The sequence below is a fragment of the Janthinobacterium violaceinigrum genome (genome assembly GCF_009208555.1).
In the GTDB taxonomy this organism is placed as follows: Bacteria; Pseudomonadota; Gammaproteobacteria; order Burkholderiales; family Burkholderiaceae_D; genus Janthinobacterium; species Janthinobacterium violaceinigrum.
This window is the reverse complement of record NZ_WFLI01000030.1, coordinates 60,463-77,620: the sequence shown is the minus strand read 5'-3', so window position 1 is coordinate 77,620 and position 17,158 is coordinate 60,463. Positions and strand designations below refer to the sequence as shown.

The window sequence follows — 17,158 nt, the reverse complement described above, 5'->3', positions numbered from 1 at the left end:
CCCGGCAGCGCGGCCAGCGGCGGGGCCGGCGGCGACGGCAGCAGGGTGCCGGGCGCCAGCGCCAGCAGTTCCGTGCGCGCATAGCCGAGCAGGCGGCAAGCGCCGTCGTTGGCGTCGACCAGGGTCATGCCCAGCACGTCGACGAGGAAGATGGCGTCGGTGGTGGCGTCCATGGCGCCGCGAAAGCGCTGCAGTTCGGCCGTGCGCTGGCCCACCGTGCGTTCGAGCAGGGTGTTGTAGTGGCGCGCGGCGCGGTGCAGCAGCCGCACTTCGAGCATGTTGCGGATGCGCGTGAGCACTTCGAGCGCGTCGAAGGGCTTGCTGATGAAGTCGCGCGCGCCCGCTTCCAGCGCCGCCAGCTTGGCGTCCGGATCGGCGGCGATCACCAGCACGGGCAGATAGCCCTCCAGCTCCAGCGGGCGCAGCGCATCCATCACGGCATAGCCGTTCATGCCCGGCATCACCAGGTCGAGGATGATCAGGTCGAACTGGTGGCGCTGGTGCAGGCCGGCCACGGCGCGCGCGTCGAGGGTGCTGGTGATGGCCGTGTAGCCGCCGCTTTGCAGCAAATGCTCGAGCAGGCGCAAATTGACTTCCTGGTCATCGACGATGAGGATTTTCGCCGCATAGATATCGGCCTGGCTGATCATGGCGCACCCGTTCCCTTCTGCCGGCGCTGCTGCGCCACATAGGCCAGGGTGCTGTTGATCGCCTCGGTAAATTCATCGAGGTTGATCGGCTTGGTGAGATAGCGGTAAAAGCCCAGCGCCATGCTGCGCTCCACGTCGCCCGGCATGGCGTTGGCCGTCAGGGCGATGACGGGAATGTGCGCCGTGCGGGGATCGGCGCGCAGCAGTTTCAGCGCGTCCGTGCCGTTCACGTGCGGCAGGTTGATGTCCATCAGGATCAGCTGCGGCAAATGCGTGCGCGCCATCTCCACGCCCAGGCGGCCATCCGTTGCCGTCAGCAGCTGCAATTGGGGGCAGTAGCGCACGATTTCCTCGACCAGGGTCAGGTTGGCGGGATTGTCTTCCACGTACAGCAAGGTCACGGGCGCGCTGTGCTCGAGCAGCGCGCCGGCCAGGTCCGGCCGCGGCAAGGCCGGGTCGGCGGGCACGGGCAAGGCGTCGACCACGCGCAGCTCGATCCAGAACGTGCTGCCCTCGCCGGGCGCGCTGGCCACGCCGATGCTGCCATCCATCAGCTCCACCAGGCGCTTGGTGACCACCAGGCCGATGCCGCTGCCCTCTTCCGTGCCGCCTTCCTGCCCCAGCCGGTTGAAGGGCTGGAACAGCAGCGCCACCTGTTCGGCATCGAGGCCCACGCCCGTGTCGCGCACGCTGATGCGCACGCGCCCGCCCGCCTGCGGCGCGCAAGCGATGCTCACTTCGCCATGCTCGCGGTTGTACTTGAGCGCATTCGACAGCAGGTTCAACAGGATCTGCTTGAGGCGCGTGCGGTCGGCCAGCACGTTGAGGGGACAGGCATCGGGAAAGGCCATGGCGATGCCGCGCTGGCTGGCCAGCGGCGCGATCATGTCGCGGCATTCCTGCAGGATGGCGTCCAGGCCCACCGGTTCGAGCGACAGGCTGACCGTGCCCGACTCCACCTTTGCCAGGTCGAGGATTTCATTGATCAAGGTCAGCAGGTGGCGCCCCGATTTCAGGATATGGCCCGCGAACTCCTTCTTTTGCGCCAGGGTCGACGGCAGGCGGTCGGAACTGAGGATTTGCGCAAAGCCCAGGATGGCGTTGAGCGGCGTGCGCAATTCATGGCTCATCGACGACAGGAAGGCCGACTTGGCATAGTTGGCGCTGCGCGCCTCTTCCATCGCCATGGCCAGTTCGCCATTCGTCATTTCCAGCTGCATCGTGCGTTCATGCACGCGCACTTCCAGCTCCTGGTTCAGGCGCATGACTTCCTGCTGCGCCTGGGTGCGCTGCTCGCCTTCGCGCGCCAGCTCGCCGTTCGAACGTTCCAGCGCCTGCGTGCGCAGCTCGATCTCGGCCAGCATCTTGTTGAAGGAATCGACCAGCTGCGCCACTTCGTCGACGCTGAGCTTGCGCGCACGGCGCGAGTAGTCGCCCGTCTCGATCACTTCGCGCGCCACGTCGGCGATGTCGAGGATGGGCTGCGTGATGACGAAATCGAGGCGGCGCAGCAGCAGCAAGGCCACCAGCAGCGCCAGCACCGTCACGCCCAGCGCGATGGCCAGGTAGTCGGCCGTGCGGCCCGCCAGCTCGTAATCGGCGCGCAGGTAGACGGTGCCCAGCAGTTCGCCATTGTCGACGATGGGCTTGAACAATTCCACGGACCTGCCCTGGATGGTTTCGCCTTCCTTGCCCACCTTTGCCGGCAGCTCGCCCACATCCTGGTTTGCGCGGTAGCTGGCAAACAGGCTGCCATCGGCCTTGTACAGGGCGCCGGCCGTCACGCGGGGGCGGATGCGCATCAGGTTGAGGTTTTCCAGCGCCAGGCGTTCGTCGTCGAAGGCCAGCGCGGCCGAACTCATGTGCCCCAGCAGCTCGGCCTGGGTACTGATATCGGCCACCAGGTTGCGGTGGTAGGCGCGCAAGTCGTAGACGACGATGGTACCCAGCGAAATGACGAGCGCCACCAGGGTGGTCAGCAAGACCACCGACATCAGTTTGCGGCGGATGGAACGCAGTCGTATCATGGTCAGGCGCCCCCCGTCTGCACGCGATAGGCGGCCAGCAGCATGCGCGCACTGATGCGGATATGCGCCTGCGCCACGGGTTTCAGGGCCACGTCGAAGCGGACCTTGTCCTCGGCCATCACAAAATTGATCATGCTGCCCATCGCATAGACCTCATCCGAATCGGACACCGTCAACAACGCCAGGCCACGGCTGGCGGCCAGCATCTCCTGCAACGCCGTTTTTTCCAGCGCGCCCAGGTACAGCACGTGCAGCCCGGCCAGCGCGTCGCCGCGGCGCACTTTTTTCACCTGCACGGCGCGGCCGTTGACGCTGTGCCCGGCCACGCTCTGTTCCAGCTGGTCGGCCAGCGCATCGGCACCGGCCACGCCGATCACCAGCGGCGCATCGGGCCGGGCAAAGCTGCCATCGGGCCACTCGACAAAACCGGCAAACTTGTACAGATAGGCGGCCTTGACCTGGCGTTCCAGCTCTCCCGGCACCTGCGCCCGCGCATCGGTGCACAACGCGCCCAGGACCAGCAATAACCAGCCCCAGCCGAGGCAGCCGCGGCCAGCGCCGCGCAAGGGGCTGCGCAGGGAGCCAGGATGACGCCACCAGGTCCAGTTCAGAATTGCCATGACAACCGAGTAAAGATAATGCATACGAAGGCGCGGCACCATGCCGCCTGCCTATTCGGGCGATGCGCACCAGGGTGGCGCAGCGGCAGCCCGCCTGCCGGCCCGGAGTGGTAGCAAATGTATAAAAGAGTGTACGCATTTTCGCTGGTACCGGGGAAAGTTTCTTTTACCGTCCGCCATGCTACAGTCTTGCCACCACCGCCACCGCACGCAGGAGTCCTCCATGAGCAACGCCCTCTTTTCCCTTTCCACCGAACTCGGCCTAGCCTTGCAGGCAAAGGGCCTGCTGCTGGCCACAGCCGAATCGTGCACGGGCGGCGGCGTGGCGCAGGCCGTTACCGATGTTTCGGGTTCAAGCGCCTGGTTCGAACGGGGCTTCGTCACCTATTCGAACGGGGCCAAGAGCAGCATGCTGGGCGTGCCCGCCGAACTGATCGCGGCACACGGCGCCGTCAGCGAGGAAGTGGCCGCCGCCATGGCGCAGGGCACCCTGGCCCACAGTGCGGCCCAGGTAGCCGTCTCGACCACGGGCATCGCCGGTCCCACGGGCGGCGTGCCCGGCAAGCCGGTGGGCACCGTCTGCTTCGGCTGGGCCCGCGCCGGCCACGTGCAGACGGAACGGCGGGTGTTTGCGGGCGACCGGCAAGCCGTGCGCGAACAGGCCGTCATCCATGCGCTGCAGGGGCTGGTGCGATTTATCAACTGATCTCGGCGATGCAGGCGCGGTCGCGGCCCGCCTGCTTGGCGGCATACAGGGCGCTGTCGGCGCGCATCAGCAATTCGTGGCGGCCCGCGCCGTGGCGCGGATACTCGGCGATGCCCGCCGAAAAGGTACAGCCGGACAGGCTGTGCGGCGCCTGCCGGATCAGCAGCTGGCGGTAGCGCGCGGCGATATCGTCGATCTTGTGCGCGGCGATGACGCTGTCGGCTTCGCGCAACAGCAGGCAGAATTCCTCGCCGCCATAACGGCACACCATGTCGCTGCCGCGCAGCTGGCTTTCCACCAGGCGCGCAAACTGGATCAGCACTTCATCGCCAAAATTATGCCCGTACGTGTCGTTGACGCGCTTGAAGAAGTCCAGGTCGATGATGGCGATGGCCACGGGCGCATCCGCATCGGCCGCGTGCAGGATGGCATTGAGGCAGGTTTCAAAATGGCGGCGGTTGTACAGGCCCGTCAGGTGGTCGCGCATGGCCTGTTCCTTCAGGCTGTCCTGCAGCGAGTTGACATGCAGGATCTGGTGCGCCAGTTCGCGGTTCAGGTGCTCGAGCTTGACGTTTTCCGATTCGCGCGCCGCCTGCAGCTCCAGCGCCTTGTCGCGCTCGGCCTTCAGGCTGTGCATTTCCTTTTCCAGGTTGCGCATCAGGCTGCGCGAGGCGCGCGCCGACTTGCTGCTGGCCTCGAACGCGGCCTGGTATTGCTGCAGGAAACCGTACGCGGCCTGCCATTCGCCCAGCTGGGCGTTGATGTCGGCCAGTCCCCGCAGAATCTGCTGCTGGTGAAACGGATTGCGCGTCCAGCTCAGCAGGCTGTGCGCCTGCGTCAGCGACGCCAGCGCCTGCGCCGTCTGGCCCGCGTGCAAGTCCAGCTTGCCGCGCACCAGCCACGCATGCATTTGCTCTTCCAGGTCCTGGCCCCGGCGCGCATACTCTTCGGCCCGCAGCAGCAAGTGCAGCGCGCTGGCGGGCTGCTGCAGCAGGATGGCGGCGTGGGCGGCGATGCAGAACAAAAAGGCGCGGATGGCCAGGTCTTCTTCCGGCCACTCGTAAAACGGTTCCACCAGCGCCAGCGCCTCGGCCGGCTTGCCCGTAGCCAATAAACACATGGCCAGGTTGGCCGAGACGATGGTTTGCTGGTATTTGAGCTTTTGCGTGCCGATGATGTCGAGCGCCTCGACCAGCAGGGGGATGGCGTCTTCATCGTTGCCCAGGTCGTGCTGCGACGACGCCAGGTTCGACAGGCTGTTGACGCGGTGCGCGGGGCTGCCGAAGCGTTCGGCGATATCGAGCGCCAGCAGAAAATTGCGCGGACCGTCCTGCGTATCGCCGCGGTTCAGGGCATCGACGCCCAGGCGCGCGTACAGCATGAACTTGTGCAGCGAATCGGGGATCTGCGCGGCCTGGCTGCGCGCCTGCAGGAAATGCTGCTCGGCATCGGCAAAATCGCCGCGCCGGCTCGCATACGCGCCCTGCAGGGCCGCCACTTCCATGCCCCCTTCCAGGTCGCCGCTCTGCTGGAAATATGCGCGCAGGCGCTCGCACGACGGTTCGGCCTCGCCGCCGTAATACGCGAGCCAGCAATGATTGAGTTCCGCATACGCGTCGCCGCGCGCATACTGTTGCCGTTGCGCCGCCGCCAGCGCCATCTGCGCCAGCCGCCGCGCCTGGCGGCGGTTGCCGACCAGGCAGGACAGGGCCTGCTGATTCAGACGGTCAATGTCGGCTTTATCGAGACTGGAGATCGGCACTGCGTCCTCGTTCACACTCTGGGGTGGATTTTTCACACAAAACTTGCTCTGCATCAATGGTATCCTGATTAACATCATAACCAGATTCGCTCTTGCGCATGGCATATTTGCAAAGGATTGTGGTAAAAATGCCAGTCGTGGCCTGGCCGGGCGCCCGCGCCCCTGCCACGTATCTTTGATTGTCACTGACGCAACAACTTGGAGTAGTCGCAATGCAAAACACGGTACATTTCATCCTGCAGGGCAAGGGCGGCATCGGCAAGACCCTGGTTTCGACCCTGCTGGCCCAATGGATAGGCGGCAAGGACGACACGCCCTTGCGCTGCTATGACACCGATCAGGAAAACGCCACTTTTTCGCGCTACAAGGCAATGCAGGTCAAGCATGTGCCCGTGATGACGGATGCGCGCAACATCGACCCGAAACGCTTCGACGCCCTGATGATCGACATCCTCGAAGCGGACGGCAACTGCGTGATCGACAATGGCGCCAATACCTTTTCGCCGCTGATGGGCTATCTGCTGGAAAACGACTGCTTTTCGCTGCTGGAAGAATCGGGCCGCAAAGTGTATATCCACACCATCGTCGGCGGCGGCGACACCCTGCACGACACGGCCACGGGCTTTGTCGCCACGGCGCAATCGACGAAAGTGCCGCTGGTACTGTGGCAAAACGAACATTTCGGCCTGCTGCAGTCGGCGTCCGGCAAGCAGTTTGTCGAATCGCAGTCGTACAGCGACAACCGCGCGCGCGTGAAAGGCAGCATTACATTGAGCCAGCGCAATCCCGACACCTTCGGCGCGGACGTCAAGAAAATGAACACGGCGCGCCTGACGATGCAGGAAGTGCTGCAGAACGACAAGTTCAACATCATGGAAAAACAGCGCATCAAGGTCGTCTACCGCGACATCTTCGAACAACTCGACAAGGTGCAATGGTAGATGGACCAGCACAAACTGCGCAGCCACGTGTTCGACAAGACGGGCATCAAGATCGACGTCGACGACCCGATATTCGCCCTGGTGGCGCTGAACGAAGCGGTGCTGGCGGAAACCGTCGAGCGCCAGCTGGCCCTGCTGGACGCCGCCACGCAAGCGCTGGCGTCGCAGGCGCGCGCGGCGGGCGGCTTGCCTGAGCTGCCGCCAGCCGCCCTGGCCAGCCCTGCCGATCATGCGACTGCGCCAGCCGTCTGGTTTACGCCGCGCGAATGGCGCTTGCTGGGCGCGGCCGCCATCGTCTCCATCGCCTGCGCACTGCTGGTGCTGGGCGGCGCAGCCCTGCTGTATAAACCGTAGCACCGACCGTAGCACCGTCGCGCTGCGCCAGCCACGAGCGGGCAGCAGCGTCTTTTTCCCCCTAGCCTGGAAGCATGCATGAAACCGATCAAACTGCTGGCCCTCCCCGCCCTGCTGCTGTCGCTGTACGGCGCCCCCTTGAGCCTGACCCACGCCGCCGATGCGGCCGCGACGGCGCCCATGGGCGCGACGGCCGTGCCCAATATTGCCTACGAAAAATACACCTTGCCGAACGGCCTCGACGTCATTCTCGTGGAAGACCATAAATTGCCCGTCACGGCCGTCAATATCTGGTACCACGTGGGACCGGCCAATGAAGCGCCGGGGCTGACGGGCTTTGCCCACCTGTTCGAGCACATGATGTTTGCCGCCACCAAGCACGTGCCGCGCGGCATGGCCGACCAGCTGCTGGAAGGCGCGGGCGCCACCGATTCGAACGGCAGCACGGATTTCGACCGCACCAATTACTTCGACACGGTGCCGTCGAACCAGCTGGAACTGGCCCTGTGGACGCATTCCGACCGCATGGGCTACCTGCTGGACGTGCTCGACCAGACGGCGCTGACGAACCAGCAGGACGTGGTGCGCAACGAGCGCCGCCAGAGCGTGGAAAACGCGCCCTACGGCATCGTGCAGGAAGCGCTGTACCACCAGCTGTTTCCCAAGACCCACCCGTATTACGCCAGCGTCATCGGTTCGCACGCGGACATCCAGAACGCGAAACTGGCCGACATCAAGGAATTCTTCACCAAATACTACGGCCCCAACAATGCCAGCCTGGTGATTGCCGGCGACATCGACAAGGCCAAGACCAAGGAGCTGGTGAATAAATACTTCGGCAGCTTCAAGAGCGGCCCGGCCGTGCCGAAGCCCGACGTCGTGACGCCGCCCATCACGCAGGAACGCCGTGTCGTGGTGCAGGACCGGGTGGAATTGCCGCGCGTCTTCATGGCCTGGCTGACGCCATCGGCCTATACGAGGGATGATGCGGAACTGTCGATGGCTGCGCACATCCTGGCCGGCGGCAAGTCCAGCCGTCTGTATAAATCCCTCGTGTACGACAAGCAGATCGCCCAGGACGTGGGCGCCAGCCAGGGTTCCAATGCGCTCACTTCCGTCTTCACCATCGACGCGACGGCGCGCCCCGGCCACAAGCCCGAGGAAATCGAGCAAGCCCTGCAGGCGGAGCTGGAACAGCTGCGCGCCAAGGGCCCCACCGAGAAGGAACTGGAGCGCGCGCGCAACAGCATCGAAACGAGCATGCTGAGCCAGGTGGAAAAAATGGGTGGCCACGGCGTGGCCAACTTGCTCAACGAATACAACCAGTACCTGGGCGACCCCGGCTACCTGGCCAAGGATATCGAACGCTACCGCCAGGTGACGGCGGCCGGCGTGCAGCGCGCCGTCGACACCTACCTGAAGAACCAATCGCGCGTGGTCGTGTATGGCGTGCCCGGCACGCCGGACCTGGGCGCGGAAGTGCCGACGCCGGCGCCGGGCAAGGTCAAGCCTGCGCCTGGCACGGCCATCAATGCCGACGAGCCATGGCGCAATGCCGTGCCGAAGGCCGGTCCCGCACCGAAGATCGTGCTACCGCAAGGAAAATCGTTCACGCTGGCGAACGGCCTGACCGTGATCCACCACTACAACCCTGCCGTGCCCCTCGTTTCCAGCCAACTGGTGATCAAAAGCGGCTCGGGCGCCAATCCGCTGGCGCAGCCGGGCTTGTCCAGCTTTACGGCGCAATTGCTGCAGGAAGGCACTGCCACGCGCAGCGCGCCGCAAATCGCCGACGACGTGGCGCAGCTGGGCGCCCTGCTCAGCACCGGCTCCGGCGCGGATGCCTCGTTTGCCCAGCTGACGTCGCTCAAATCGACCTTCCCGCAGGCGCTCGACGTGCTGGCCGACGTGGTGCTGCACCCGCAATTCCCGCAAGAAGAGGTGGAGCGCCAGCGCGCCAGCCGCATCGGGCAACTGGCCCAGCAGCGCGAAAATGCGGGCGCCGTGGCGGCCCGCGTGGAAGCGGCTGCCCTGTATGGCCCGCAGCATCCGTATGGCTACATCCAGCTGGGTACGGAAGCGGCGCTGAAGGCGGCCAGCCGCGCCGACCTGCACGGTTTCTGGCAGCAGCACTACCTGCCGAACAATGCGGCGCTGATCGTCTCGGGCGATATCGGCGAGGCGGAATTGAAGGCGCTGGCCGAAGCGAAGTTCGGCGCCTGGAAGGCCGGTACCGTGGCGCCGGCCGTGGCGGCCGCCCCGCACACGACGAAGGCCAGGCTGATCCTCGTCGACAAGCCGGGCGCGCCGCAAACGGCCGTGCGCCTGGCCAACATCGCCGTGCCGCGCGCCACGCCCGACTACGCGCCGCTGCAAGTGATGAATGCGGCGCTGGGCGGCTTGTTTACCAGCCGCCTGAACACCAACTTGCGCGAGGAAAAGGGGTATACGTATGGCGTGCGCTCGCAATTCCAGTACCGTAGCCAGCCTGGTCCATTCTCGATTGCCGCCAGCGTGCGCACCGATGTAACGGGCCCGGCCGTGTCGGAAACCTTCAAGGAAATCCGCGCCATGATCGCCAAGCCCTTGAGCGGCAAGGAATTGGCGAATGCGCGCAATGCGCAAGTGCTGTCCTTGCCCGGCCAGTTCGAGACGAATGCCAGCATCAGCGCCAGCATGGCCAACGCGTATATCTACGGCCTGGGTCTCGACTATTACACGACCTTGCCGCAGCGCTTTGCCAGCGTGACGGACAAGCAGGTGCAGCAGGTGGCGAAAAAATACCTGCAGCCGGACACGCTGGTCGTCATCGGCGTGGGCGACAAGGCAAAGATCGCCCCGCAGTTGGGCAAGCTGAAACTGGCGCCCGTGGAATCGCGCGATGCGGAGGGTAACGTGAAGTAAGCGGGTTCAGCGGCGCTTGAACAGCGCCGCTGCATCGGCCAGCGCCGCCATCGCCACGCCCGCCGTGTAGGCGAGCAGGTCGGTCCAGCCAAAGGTGGACCCCAGCACCAGGTGCCCCAGCGGATGGGCACGCAGTTCGACAAGCCACGGCGTCTGGACCAGCTGTCCGAATTCCACGGCAAAGCAGATCAGCAAGGCCGTCAACGCCAGTTGCCACGTGCGCATGCGCGTGGCGAAGGCACCCAGCGCAAAGACGATCATCATGGCCCACAGGGCATCGCCAGGATATTTCCCCAGCGCGGCGGGAAGGAATTGGGGATAGGCGCGCGAGGCCAGGCCCAGCGCGATGACAGCCACGGTCGCGCCCACCTGCAGCAGGCGGCGGCGTTCAGGTTTTACCAGGAACATATTTCCATTCAGAGACACGATACGGGCCGAACCATTGCGGACCGTATTTGTTGTATGCCGATATTGTACTGCGCGGCCGTGTCCGCCTGTAGCCTGTCGCATCACCCCAGGTCGACATGCTGCGCCAGGAAATCGAGAAAGACGCGCACGCGCAGCGGCACATGCCCGCCCTGTCCCACGAACACGGCATGCACGTCTTCGCTGTCGCCCGGATTGCACTCTTCCAGCAGCGCCCGCAAACGGCCAGCCGCGATATCGGCGCGCACCTGGAAGGCGGCCAGGCGTGCCAGTCCCAGTCCCGCCAGCGCCAGTTGCCGCAAGGCTTCGCCATCGCTGGCCTGCGCATTGCCCGTGACCGGCACGACGATATCGCCTTCGGGCAGGCGCAGCGGCCAGCCCGAGCGGGCGCGCGCATAATTGGCGTCGAGCAAGTTGTGCGCTGCCAGCTCGGCCGCCAGCAGCGGCGTGCCGCGCCGCGCCAGATAGCTTGGCGATGCCACGATCACCATGCCCGTCTGGCCCAGCTTGCGCGCCAGCAAGCCGGAACTTTTCAGGGGACCGGCCCGCACGGCCACGTCCGTGCGCTGTTCCAGGATATCGACCACGGTATCCGTGAGCACGATGTCGAGCGTCACGTCCGGATAGCGCTCCAGGAACAGCGGCGCCAGCGGCAACAAAAAATGCTGGCCGAACGGCACGTTCGCATTGACTCGTATTTTGCCGCGCGGCACATCCTGCGCGCCCGCGCAGCGCTCGGCCTCGTCCAGGGCCGCCAGCACCTGCGTGCCCCGCTCGTACAGGCCGCAGCCCTCGGCCGTCAGCTGCAGCTGGCGCGTGGAGCGGTTCAGCAGGCGCGCGCCCAGGCGCTCTTCCAGCCGCGACACGAGCTTGCTGACGGCCGACGGCGTCATGCCGCAGGCGCGCGCGGCGGCGGAAAAACCGCCCAGCTCGACCACGCGCACGAATACTTCCAGCTCACCGGAGCGGTTGACATCCAGTCTGGCCATTGTGAATTCAACTCATAAATGTTCTGCGATAAGATAGTCTAGTGCATAAATGGCTTTGCTTGCATCATGCGCACATTCCCCTTGATGAAGCGAGCCGCCATGCAACGATTTTCCATCCTCCCCGCCGCCCTGCTGAGCCTGGCACTCGGCACAAGCCCTGTCCAGGCCGCCAATGCGGACACCGCCTGGCTGGCCAGCTGGACGGCCAGCCCGCAAGCCGTGTGGGGCGCCGATTTCCTGTTCCCCGGCAACGTGCCGGCCGTGTTGCGCGACCAGACCGTGCGCCAGGTGGCGCGCCTCAGCGTGGGCGGCCCCCGCGTACGCATCGTGCTGTCGAATGCGTATGGCAAGGTGCCGCTGCGCATCGGCGCGGCCACCGTGGCCCTGGCCGCTTCCAGTTCAACCATCGAAGCGGGCAGCCTGCGCACGCTGACGTTTTCCGGCCAACCCTCGGCCAGCGTGGCGCCGGGCGCGCCCCTCGTCAGCGACCCCGTCGAGCTGTCCGTGCCGGACCTGGCCCGGCTGACGGTGAGCGTCCACCTGCCGCAAGCCAGCCCGGCATCCACGTTTCACTGGGATGGCCGCGAGACGGCGTGGATCGCGCCGCGCGACCAGACGCGGGCCGCCCGCATCGATGCCGCGCAGCCCGGCGTGCAGACCACCACGGCGCGCCTGCTGCTGAGCGCCATCGAGGTCGAAGCGGCGCCGGCCGCGCAAGCCGTGGCCATCCTGGGAGACTCGATCACGGACGGCGCCAGCGCCAGCCTGGGGCAGGACACCCGCTGGCCCGATTTCCTCGCCGAACGCCTGGCGCCGCATGGCGTGGCCGTGATCAATGCGGGCATTTCCGGCGGGAGGCTGTTGTCCGACGGCATGGGCGAGAGCGCCCTGGCCCGCTTCGAGCGCGATGTGCTGGCGCAGCCGGGCGTGCGCTCGGTGGTCGTCTTGTTGGGGATCAATGACATCAGCTGGCCCGGCACGGCGTTTGCGCCACAGGGACAAAGGCCCACGCTGGAAGAGTTGACTAACGGCTACGCCCGGCTGGTCGCCCAGGCACGCCGCCGCGGCGTGCGCGTGGTCGGCGCCACCCTGACGCCGTTCGCGGGCGCCCTGCCCGGCACGCCCCTGGACGACTATTACCAGCCTGATAAAGATGCGCTGCGCCAGCAGCTGAACGCGTGGATACGCGCCAGCGGCACATTCGACGCCGTGCTCGACTTCGATGCGTGGACGCGCGACCCGGCCCAGCCGCTGCGCCTGCTGCCCGCCTACGATTCGGGCGACCACCTGCACCCGGGCGACGCGGGCAACCGGGCGCTGGCGGAAAAGATAGACCTGTCGCTACTGTTTGATCAAGATCAGTCGCCCAGGCCCGCGTACAGGGCCGTGCTCAGGTAGCGCTCGCCAAACGACGGAATGATGGTGACGATGGTCTTGCCCGCGTTTTCCGGACGGTGCGCCACTTGCAGGGCGGCCCACAGGGCGGCACCCGACGAGATGCCGACCAACAAGCCTTCGTCGCTGGCGGCCAGGCGCGCCGTGGCGAACGCATCGTCGTTCTTCACGCAGATGATTTCATCGTAGATGGTCGTGTTCAGGATCTGCGGCACGAAGCCGGCGCCGATGCCCTGGATCGGGTGCGGTCCTTTCGTGCCCTTCGACAGCATCGGCGACGCTTCCGGTTCCACGGCAATCACTTGCAGGCCAGGCTTGCGCTCCTTGAGCACTTCGCCGATGCCCGTGATCGTGCCGCCCGTGCCCACGCCGGCCACGACGATGTCCACTTGCCCATCCGTATCGCGCCAGATTTCCTCGGCCGTCGTGGCGCGGTGGATGGCGGGATTGGCGGGGTTATTGAATTGCTGCAGCATCAGGTAGCGGGGGTCGGCCGCCACCAGTTCCTCGGCCTTGCGGATGGCGCCCAGCATGCCTTCGCTGCCGGGCGTGAGCACCAGTTCGGCGCCATAGGCGCGCAGCAGGATGCGCCGCTCGCGGCTCATGGTGTCGGGCATGACGAGGGTGCAGCGGTAGCCGCGCGCGGCGCACACCATGGCCAGCGCGATGCCCGTGTTGCCGCTGGTGGGCTCGACGATGACGGTGTCGGGATGGATCTTGCCTGCCGCTTCGGCGGCAACGATCATCGACAGGCCGATACGGTCCTTGACGCTGTGGGCGGGATTGTAGAATTCGAGTTTGGCCAGGATGGTGGCCACACTGCCGGCAGCGATGCGGTTGATGCGCACCAGGGGGGTGTTGCCGATCAGTTCAGTGACGTCGTTGGCGATGTTCATGGGTGTGGTCTCCACAGCAATTACAGAAGAACCCAGTCTACCGCGTTTCAAGACACTCAACAAAAAGTTCATGGCGTTGTTGCCATGCCTGGCCTGAACATTTTGCTACGTGCCGATGGCGGCGGCGCGAACATGCGCCGCCGCCAAACGGAACAATTACTTAACGTCCAGCAGTTCCACGTCGAAGATCAGTGCCGAGTTCGGCGGAATGTCGCCATTGCCGGCGCCGCGCGGGCCGTAGGCCAGTTCGCCAGGAATGATCAGGGTGCGCTTGCCGCCCACTTTCATGCCGGCCACGCCCTGGTCCCAGCCCTTGATGACCATGCCCTTGCCGAGCGGGAAGTCAAACGGGCCGCGGCCCACGGAGCTGTCGAACTTCTTGCCGCGCGAATCTTTCGCCAGGGGACGGTACAGCCAGCCCGTGTAATGCACGGTGACGTTGTTGCCGGCGGACGCTTCCTTGCCCGTGCCGACCTTGTTGTCGATCAGAATCAATTTATCGGCGGCAGGGCCAGGGCTCAGCGATACGGCGGAGGCGGGAACAGGCGCTGGCGCCTGTGCCTGCGCCAGCGACGCGGCGACGGAGCAGATCAGGGCAAACAAAACGGAGCTACGCGTCATGATGTATTCTTTCAGTGAGTTTCGGTGAGATCCCTGCGCCAGCGAACCGGCAGGGAACGCCAATAATAGCAAACCGCCGCAACGATATGAAAAACTTGTCGCCCGATACACACACTCCCCGCCTGTTTTACGCCCTCTGGCCCGACGACGCCACGCGCGCGGCGCTGGCGGCCTGGCAGACGCAATTGCAAGGCCAGCCCGTGCGCCCGGAAAAACTGCACCTGACCCTGGCTTTCCTGGGACAGCGCCCGGCCAGCGACTTGCCGGCCCTGCTCGCTATCCTGGCGCAGATGCCGGCGCGCGCCATGCCCCTGCTGTTCGATCACGCCAGCCACTTCACGAAGCTGGCGCTGGCCTGGGCAGCCCTGGCGCAGCCATCGCCTGCCCTGCTGGACTTGCGCGCGGCCTGCATGCGCGCCCTGGCGCAGCAGGCGCTGGCGCCCCGCTTCGAGCACGACCGTTTCACGCCGCACGTGACCTTGGCGCGCCAGGCGCCGCCGCCGGCCAGCCAGGACTTCGCGCCCATCGCCTGGCAGGCCAGGGAACTGGTGCTGGTGGAATCGCTGAAAAGCAGCGGCGACTACCGCATCCTGGCCAGCCGGCAACTGGCTTAGGCGGCGTCCGGCACTGGCGCGGGTACTGGCGCGGGTATTGGCGCTGCGGCAAGCTGATCCTGGCGCAAGCTTTTCAGTGCATGCGCGGCCGCCACCATGCCGAAGCTGGCCGTCACCACCACGCTGGAGCCGAAGCCGGCGCAGTTCAGGCCCGTCACACCGGCGGGCGCGCTGCCGTCGATGGCGCACGCTTCGGCGCTCTCGGGCGTGCTCAACGGCTCCATGGAAAACACGGCGTCGACATTGAATTTGTTTTTCACGCCACGGGGGAAACCATATTCCGTGCGCAACAGTTTTCGTACCCGCTTGAGCAGCGGTTCCTGTTCCGTCTTCGACAGGTCGCGCACGGCGATCAGGGTCGGGTCCGTCTGCCCGCCCGCGCTGCCGATGGTCAGCATGGGCACATTGCGCGCGCGGCAATACGCGATCACGGCGGCCTTGGCCTTGGCATTGTCGATGGCGTCGACCAGATAGTCGAAATCGCGCCCGCCCAGCAATTGCTCCAGGTTATCGGGGGTAATGAAATCTTCGATCTGCGTGACCTGGCAAAACGGGTTGATCAGCTCGATGCGTTCGGCCAGGGCCGTGATCTTGGCCTTGCCGATGGTGTCGCTCATGGCCTGGATCTGGCGGTTGATGTTCGATTCTGCAACATTGTCGAGGTCGATCAAGGTCAGGCGGCCGACGGCGCTGCGCGCCAGCGCTTCGACGATCCAGGAACCGACGCCGCCCACGCCGATCACACACACATGGGCAGCGCGGAAGCGTGCCAGCGCGGGCGCGCCGTACAGGCGGGCAATGCCGCCGAAGCGCCGTTCAAAATCGATCTCGGTCAAGTCCATGGAAATTAGTTCATTGGTGGAGGTATGCATGGCGCCATTTTAACGGACACTGCGCTGGCGGATATTCTAAAATAGCCGGATTGACACAGCGACAAGCCACAATGTCGCCGCGCCCCCACACCGCCCACCACGAGAACTCGCCATGACCTCACCCCTGTTCGACTCCGTTCCCGGCTTTGACCAGCCCATCGCCGTGCTCAAGCATTGCCACGACAAGATCCGCAAGCAACTGACGACCCTGCAAAACCTGCTGGGCCATCTGGCACAGCACGGCAACACGGCGGACGCGCAGCAGGCAGCCAGGGCGGTGTTGCAATACTTCAATAAAGCCGCCCATCTGCACCATGACGATGAAGAGCAGGATCTGATGCCCATGCTGCAAGCCACGGCCACGGGCGAAGATGCGGCCCTGCTGGCCACCCTGGTGCCGGAGATCCTGGCCGACCACCAGCGCATGGACCAGGCCTGGCTGACCCTGCGCCCGGAACTGGACGCCATTGCCGCCGGCACGGGCACGCAGCTGTCTGCCGACGGCGTGCGCGACTATGTCGCCGCCTACCAGGCCCACATGGCCAAGGAAGAGAGCCAGCTGGCGCCCATGGCCAAGCGCCTGTTCAGCGCACAGCAGATGGAGCAGCTGGGCACGGCCATGCAGCGCCGCCGCGGCATCGCGCCGGAAGAAACCGCCGCCCCAGCAGCGTCCGCCGTGCCCGTGCACGACGCAGCCACCCTGGCCGCCATGCGCATCGACTATGTGCAAAGGCTGTTATCCGAGGAAGACGTGCAGCGCGACCCGATTGCGCAATTTGAAAAGTGGTTCGACGAGGCGCTCAAGTCCCAGGTCAGCGAGCCGAACGCCATGAGCCTGTCCACCGTCAGTCCCGACGGCAAGCCCAGCTCGCGCATCGTGCTGATCAAGCAGTTCGACGAACGGGGTTTCACCTGGTACACGAATTACAACAGCGACAAGGGCCAGCAGCTGGAGCACAACCCGCACGCGGCCCTGCTGTTCTTCTGGCGCGAGCTGGAGCGGCAAGTGCGCATCGAAGGTACGGTGGTGAAAACCACGGCAGCCGAGAGCGACGAGTATTTCAATGTGCGCCCCCTGCAAAGCCGCTTGTCGGCGATTGCCTCGCAGCAAAGTACACCGATCGCCAGCCGCGCCGCGCTGGAAAGCAATTACGAAGCCGTGGCCGCCGCCCTCGGCGATGCCCAGCCGCCCCGCCCCGCCCACTGGGGCGGCTACCGCCTGCAGCCGGAACGCATCGAATTCTGGCAAGGCCGCCGCTCGCGCTTCCACGACCGTATCGTGTTTACGCGCGGTGCTGACGGGCAATGGAGCATGCAGCGCTTGCAACCGTAAGCGCGCCGTGAAGGCGGCGCAAAGCAAGCTGTTCAATATAGGTGTAGG

Annotated in this window: 16 protein-coding genes; 7 read left to right on the top strand and 9 right to left on the bottom strand. The window is 65.4% G+C overall.

Translation table 11 applies throughout. The features are described 5' to 3' along the window. The 3 genes from GCN75_RS21620 to GCN75_RS21610 form a co-directional block, all read right to left on the bottom strand. On the bottom strand, positions 1–650 hold a 650-nt coding region (locus GCN75_RS21620; protein WP_152284236.1), incomplete at its 3' end, for a response regulator. Next, positions 647–2,677, bottom strand: a complete 2,031-nt coding sequence (locus GCN75_RS21615) for an ATP-binding protein (RefSeq protein ID WP_152284235.1) — start codon at positions 2,675–2,677, stop codon at positions 647–649. The genes GCN75_RS21620 and GCN75_RS21615, both read right to left, overlap by 4 nt. A 2-nt stretch (positions 2,678–2,679) precedes the next feature. Beyond that, complete coding sequence (locus GCN75_RS21610; RefSeq protein WP_193317595.1) at positions 2,680–3,297, bottom strand: YfiR family protein; 618 nt, start codon at positions 3,295–3,297, stop codon at positions 2,680–2,682. A 223-nt stretch (positions 3,298–3,520) separates the two neighbouring features. Here GCN75_RS21610 and GCN75_RS21605 point away from each other — a divergent pair, with 223 nt between their 5' ends. Beyond that, complete coding sequence (locus tag GCN75_RS21605) at positions 3,521–4,003, top strand: CinA family protein (protein WP_152284233.1); 483 nt, start codon at positions 3,521–3,523, stop codon at positions 4,001–4,003. On the opposite strand, the gene GCN75_RS21600 is transcribed toward GCN75_RS21605, so the two are convergent. After that, positions 3,996–5,765, bottom strand: a complete 1,770-nt coding sequence (locus GCN75_RS21600) for a GGDEF domain-containing protein (protein WP_226941511.1) — start codon at positions 5,763–5,765, stop codon at positions 3,996–3,998. The genes GCN75_RS21605 and GCN75_RS21600 overlap by 8 nt on opposite strands. Before the next feature lie 212 nt (positions 5,766–5,977). On the opposite strand from GCN75_RS21600, the gene GCN75_RS21595 reads away from it, so the two are divergent. The 3 genes from GCN75_RS21595 to GCN75_RS21585 all read left to right on the top strand — a co-directional run bounded on the left by GCN75_RS21595 (position 5,978) and on the right by GCN75_RS21585 (position 9,964). After that, positions 5,978–6,706: a P-loop NTPase family protein gene (locus GCN75_RS21595; protein ID WP_152254972.1), complete on the top strand. Its 729-nt coding sequence runs from the start codon at positions 5,978–5,980 to the stop codon at positions 6,704–6,706. Next, positions 6,707–7,060, top strand: coding sequence for a hypothetical protein (locus GCN75_RS21590; RefSeq protein ID WP_193317594.1), 354 nt, complete (start codon positions 6,707–6,709; stop codon positions 7,058–7,060). Positions 7,061–7,138: 78 nt separating this feature from the next. Further along, a complete protein-coding gene (locus GCN75_RS21585; RefSeq protein ID WP_152284231.1) occupies positions 7,139–9,964 on the top strand; it encodes a M16 family metallopeptidase in 2,826 nt (941 codons plus the stop codon). A gap of 6 nt (positions 9,965–9,970) precedes the next feature. Here GCN75_RS21585 and GCN75_RS21580 read toward each other — a convergent pair whose 3' ends face one another. Continuing rightward, positions 9,971–10,372 carry a ribosomal maturation YjgA family protein gene (locus GCN75_RS21580; RefSeq protein WP_152284230.1) on the bottom strand — a complete coding sequence of 134 codons (402 nt, stop codon included), beginning with the start codon at positions 10,370–10,372 and terminating at the stop codon, positions 9,971–9,973. Positions 10,373–10,473: 101 nt separating this feature from the next. Beyond that, on the bottom strand, positions 10,474–11,379 hold the full coding sequence (locus GCN75_RS21575) for a LysR family transcriptional regulator (RefSeq protein WP_152284229.1): 906 nt from the start codon (positions 11,377–11,379) through the stop codon (positions 10,474–10,476). A gap of 99 nt (positions 11,380–11,478) precedes the next feature. On the opposite strand from GCN75_RS21575, the gene GCN75_RS21570 reads away from it, so the two are divergent. Continuing rightward, the gene (locus tag GCN75_RS21570) at positions 11,479–12,777 is read left to right on the top strand and encodes an SGNH/GDSL hydrolase family protein (protein ID WP_226941510.1); all 1,299 of its coding nucleotides are present in this window, start codon (positions 11,479–11,481) and stop codon (positions 12,775–12,777) included. Here the strand turns inward: GCN75_RS21570 and cysK are convergent. Together cysK and GCN75_RS21560 are read right to left on the bottom strand one after the other, a co-directional pair. Then, positions 12,738–13,670, bottom strand: coding sequence for a cysteine synthase A (gene cysK, locus GCN75_RS21565; protein WP_152284228.1), 933 nt, complete (start codon positions 13,668–13,670; stop codon positions 12,738–12,740). The genes GCN75_RS21570 and cysK overlap by 40 nt on opposite strands. Positions 13,671–13,826: 156 nt before the next feature. Beyond that, a complete protein-coding gene (locus GCN75_RS21560; protein ID WP_152284227.1) occupies positions 13,827–14,291 on the bottom strand; it encodes an FKBP-type peptidyl-prolyl cis-trans isomerase in 465 nt (154 codons plus the stop codon). 86 nt (positions 14,292–14,377) lie between these two features. Between GCN75_RS21560 and thpR the strand changes: the two genes are divergently transcribed. Continuing rightward, positions 14,378–14,905: an RNA 2',3'-cyclic phosphodiesterase gene (thpR, locus tag GCN75_RS21555; protein WP_152284226.1), complete on the top strand. Its 528-nt coding sequence runs from the start codon at positions 14,378–14,380 to the stop codon at positions 14,903–14,905. On the opposite strand, the gene GCN75_RS21550 is transcribed toward thpR, so the two are convergent. Further along, positions 14,902–15,777 (bottom strand): tRNA threonylcarbamoyladenosine dehydratase, encoded by an 876-nt coding sequence (locus tag GCN75_RS21550; protein WP_226941509.1) that lies wholly within the window; start codon positions 15,775–15,777, stop codon positions 14,902–14,904. The two genes, thpR and GCN75_RS21550, sit on opposite strands and share 4 nt — an antisense overlap. Positions 15,778–15,889: 112 nt before the next feature. On the opposite strand from GCN75_RS21550, the gene pdxH reads away from it, so the two are divergent. Beyond that, entirely contained in the window at positions 15,890–17,110 is a 1,221-nt protein-coding gene (gene pdxH / locus GCN75_RS21545; protein WP_152284225.1) for a pyridoxamine 5'-phosphate oxidase, read from the top strand. Positions 17,111–17,158 lie beyond the last annotated feature (48 nt).